This is a genomic window from Micrococcus sp. MS-ASIII-49, assembly GCF_000946635.1.
Classification (GTDB): Bacteria; Actinomycetota; Actinomycetes; order Actinomycetales; family Micrococcaceae; genus Micrococcus; species Micrococcus luteus.
Window position 1 is genome coordinate 1 of sequence record NZ_JXSP01000184.1, and the last position, 3,956, is coordinate 3,956.

Annotated in this window: 4 protein-coding genes; 2 read left to right on the top strand and 2 right to left on the bottom strand. The window is 74.1% G+C overall.

Going from position 1 to position 3,956, the window contains the following annotated elements; genetic code table 11:
* On the bottom strand, positions 1-957 hold a 957-nt coding region (locus SJ20_RS11515; RefSeq protein WP_044660002.1), incomplete at its 3' end, for an acetyl/propionyl/methylcrotonyl-CoA carboxylase subunit alpha.
* A gap of 7 nt (positions 958-964) precedes the next feature.
* The gene (locus tag SJ20_RS11520) at positions 965-2,581 is read right to left on the bottom strand and encodes a carboxyl transferase domain-containing protein (RefSeq protein ID WP_036338399.1); all 1,617 of its coding nucleotides are present in this window, start codon (positions 2,579-2,581) and stop codon (positions 965-967) included.
* Positions 2,582-2,694: 113 nt separating this feature from the next.
* Between SJ20_RS11520 and SJ20_RS11525 the strand changes: the two genes are divergently transcribed.
* A complete protein-coding gene (locus tag SJ20_RS11525; RefSeq protein WP_044660003.1) occupies positions 2,695-3,342 on the top strand; it encodes a TetR/AcrR family transcriptional regulator in 648 nt (215 codons plus the stop codon).
* Between the two features lie 104 nt (positions 3,343-3,446).
* On the top strand, positions 3,447-3,920 hold the full coding sequence (locus SJ20_RS11530; protein WP_044660004.1) for a GNAT family N-acetyltransferase: 474 nt from the start codon (positions 3,447-3,449) through the stop codon (positions 3,918-3,920).
* The last annotated feature ends 36 nt before the right edge of the window (positions 3,921-3,956 follow it).

Genomic DNA, 3,956 nt, shown 5'->3' on the forward strand with positions numbered 1-3,956 from the left:
CTCCTCGGAGACCGGGTGCTCCACCTGCAGGCGGGTGTTCATCTCCATGAAGAAGAACTCGTCCGGGTTCTCGTCCGAGACGAGGAACTCGACGGTGCCGGCACCGCGGTAGCCCACGGACACGGCCGCGTCCACGGCGGCCCGGCCCAGGCGCTCGCGGAGCTCGGCCCCGTGCGCCAGCCCGGTCAGCAGGGGCGCGGGGGCCTCCTCGATCACCTTCTGGTGGCGGCGCTGCAGGGAGCACTCGCGCTCACCCAGGTGCACGGTGGCGCCGTGGGCGTCCGCGAACACCTGCACCTCGACGTGCCGGGGCGCGGTGATGAGCCGCTCGAGCAGCAGCGTGTCGTCGCCGAACGCCGAGCGCGCCGTGCGCCGGGCCGAGGCGAGGGCGCCGGGCAGCTCCTCGGCGGCGCGCACGGCCACCATGCCCTTGCCGCCGCCGCCCGCGGAGGGCTTGATCAGCAGCGGGAAGCCGACGCGCTCGGCCTCGGCCGTGATCTGCTCGTCGGTGAGCGTGGGGTCCTGGATGCCGGGGACCACCGGCACGTCGTACGCGGCCACGGTCTCCTTCGCGCGGATCTTGTCCGCCATCGCGTCGAGCGAGGCCACGGGCGGGCCCACGAACACGATGCCGGCCGCCTCCAGCGCGCGGGCGAAGTCGGCGTTCTCGGACAGGAAGCCGTAGCCGGGGTGCACGGCCTGGGCGCCGGTGCGGCGCGCGGCGTCGACGACGGCGTCGATGTCCAGGTACGACTCGCGGGCCGGAGCCGGGCCGAGGCGGACCGCCGTGTCCGCCTCGCGGACGTGCCGCGCGTCGGCGTCGGCGTCGGAGTGCACGGCCACCGAGCGGATGCCGAGGCGGCGCAGGGTGCGGATGACGCGCACGGCGATCTCGCCGCGGTTGGCCACCAGCACGGTGTCGAACAGGGGCGTCCCCTGGGCGTGGTTCTCGGTCACTGGTGGCTCACATGCGGAACAGGCCGAACCGGGAGTCCGGCAGCGGGGAACGGGAGATGACGTCGAGGGCCAGGGAGAGCACCCGGCGGGTCTGGCCGGGGGTGATCACCCCGTCGTCCCAGAGGCGGGCGGTGGAGTACAGGGGGCTGCCCTGGTCCTCGTACTGCCGACGGACCGGCGCCTGGAAGGCCTCGACCTCCTCGGAGGACATCGGCTCCTCCCCCGCGGCGGCCCGCTGGTCCTGCTTGATCTGCGTGAGCACGGAGGAGGCCTGCGGGCCGCCCATCACGGAGATGCGCGCGTTCGGCCACATCCACAGGAAGCGGGGTGAGTAGGCGCGGCCGCACATCGCGTAGTTGCCGGCGCCGAACGAGCCGCCGATCACCACGGTCAGCTTGGGCACGCGGGCGGTCGCGACGGCGGTGACCATCTTGGCGCCGTCGCGCGCGATGCCGCCGGCCTCCGCGTCCCGACCCACCATGAAGCCGGAGATGTTCTGCAGGAACAGCAGCGGGATGCCGCGCTGGTCGCACAGTTCGATGAAGTGCGCGCCCTTGCGGGCGGAGTCTCCGAACAGGATGCCGTTGTTGGCGAGGACGCCCACGGGGTGGCCGTCGATCCGCGCGAACGCGGTGACCAGGGTGGTGCCGTAGAGGGGCTTGAACTCGTGGACGGAGCCGCCGTCCACGAGGCGGTCGATCACCTCGCGCACGTCGTAGGGGGTGTTCACGTCCACGGGCACGACGCTGGTCAGCTCGGCCGGGTCCTTGGCGGGCTCCGCGGCGGGGGCGACCTCCCAGGCCGGCGCCTCGGCCGGGGGCAGGGTGGCCACGATGTCCCGGAGGATCTGCATGGCGTGCAGGTCGTCGTCCGCCAGGTGGTCCGCGACGCCGGAGCGCTCGGCGTGCAGCCGGCCGCCGCCGAGGTCCTCGGGCGAGACGTCCTCCCCGATCGCGGCCTTCACGAGCGGGGGGCCGCCGAGGAAGATGGTGCCCTGCTCGCGCACGATCACGGTCTCGTCCGACATGGCCGGCACGTACGCGCCGCCCGCCGTGGAGGAGCCGCACACCGCGGCCAGCTGCGGGATGCGCTGCGAGGAGAGCAGCGCCTGGTTCCGGAAGATGCGGCCGAAGTGCTCGCGGTCCGGGAAGACCTCGTCCTGGCGGGGCAGGAACGCGCCGCCGGAGTCCACGAGGTAGATGCACGGCAGGCGGTTCTCCAGGGCGATCTCCTGGGCCCGCAGGTGCTTCTTCACCGTCATGGGGTAGTAGGTGCCGCCCTTCACGGTGGCGTCGTTGCCGACCACCATCACGAGGCGGCCGTGGACCAGGCCGATGCCCGCCACGACGCCGGCGGCGGGGCTGTCCCCGTCGTACAGGCCGTGCGCGGCCAGCGCGCCGACCTCGAGGAAGGGCGAGCCCTCGTCGAGCAGCGCGTCGATGCGGTCCCGCACCAGCAGCTTGCCGCGGCCGGTGTGGCGCTCGCGCGAGCGCTCGGGCCCGCCGAGCGACGTGCGGGCGACGAGGTCGGCGAGCTCCTGCTCGAGCCGAGCGTGGCCGGCCGCGTTGCGCTCGGCCACGGTGGGCGCGGACTGCGCGGCCGGGGCCGGGGTGCTGGCGGTCATGAGACCCCCTTCAGTGAATGACGACTAACTGAACCGAGCCTCAGTGTAGTGACGATCGTCACTGACGTCGACCGGGCGCCCGGCGCGCCTCGTCTCGTCCTACAGTGGAACCCATGCCCGCCGCCGATCCCGCGTCCCCCGCCGCCCCGGCGACCCCGCCGACCGCCCGGGAGGCCGCCAAGGCCCGACGCCGGGTGGACCTGCTCGCGGCCGCGGCGCGACTGTTCGCGGCCCGGGGCTTCGACGCGGTCCGCCTCGAGGACATCGGCGCCGCGGTCGGGATCAGCGGCCCCGCCATCTACCGCCACTTCGCCGGCAAGGCCGCCGTGCTCACGGCGATCCTCGACACGGCCTCGCAGGACCTGCTCGACGGCGGGCTGGCCGCCGAGGCGCAGCACGCGCCGGGGGCGGAGACCCTGCGGGCCCTCATCGGCTTCCAGGCGGACTTCGCCCTCGCCCAGCGCGACGTGATCCGTGTGCAGGACCGCGACATGTCCGCCCTGCCCGACGGCGCGCGCACGGCCATCACGCGCACCCAGCGCGCCTACATCGACGTGTGGGCGCGCCAGCTGCAGGTCGTCCACCCCCACGAGGACCAGGCCACCGCCGTGTTCCGCGCCCAGGCCGTGCTGGGCCTGCTCAACTCCACCCCCCGCTCGGTGCGGCGCACCGCGGCCGACCGCGCGGCCCGCCGTGCGACCCTCGTGGCCATGGCCTGGGCCGCGGCCACGGCCCCCGGACCGCTGTCCGGCGAGGACTGAGCGGACGGCACCGGCCCGGCGGGCCGACGTCGTGCCCGGTGGTACGGTGGCCGGTACCCGCGACGGCGGACGCCGTCGAACCCCGCCCCGAGAGGTCCACCGCCGTGCTTCTTCGTGACGTCCGACCCGAGGATCTGGACGAGTTCTTCCTCCACCAGCAGGACGAGCAGGCCAACCTGATGTCCGCCTTCGCCCCCCGCAACCCCCGGGACCGCGGTGTCTTCGACTACCACTGGGCCCACCTGCTCGGGGACGAGGACACCGTCGTGCGGACCATCGAGCACGAGGGCCGCGCCGTGGGTGCGCTCGTGTGCATCCAGCAGGACGGCGTGGGCGAGCTGTCCTTCTGGACCGCGCAGGACTACTGGGGCCTGGGGCTGACGACCGCGGCCGTGGACCGGTTCCTGGAGGAGCACACCGCCCGCCCGCTGCGGGCGCACGTCCCCGAGGACAATGTGGGCTCCGTGAAGGTGCTCTCCCGCCGCGGCTTCGAGACCGTCGGCGAGGAGAAGGTCTTCTCCAACGCCCGTGCCGAGGTCATCACCGAGCTCGTGATGGAGCTGCCCGCCGCCGACTGAGCGCGCCCCGCGGCCCCCGCCGTGCCGGCGGCCGCA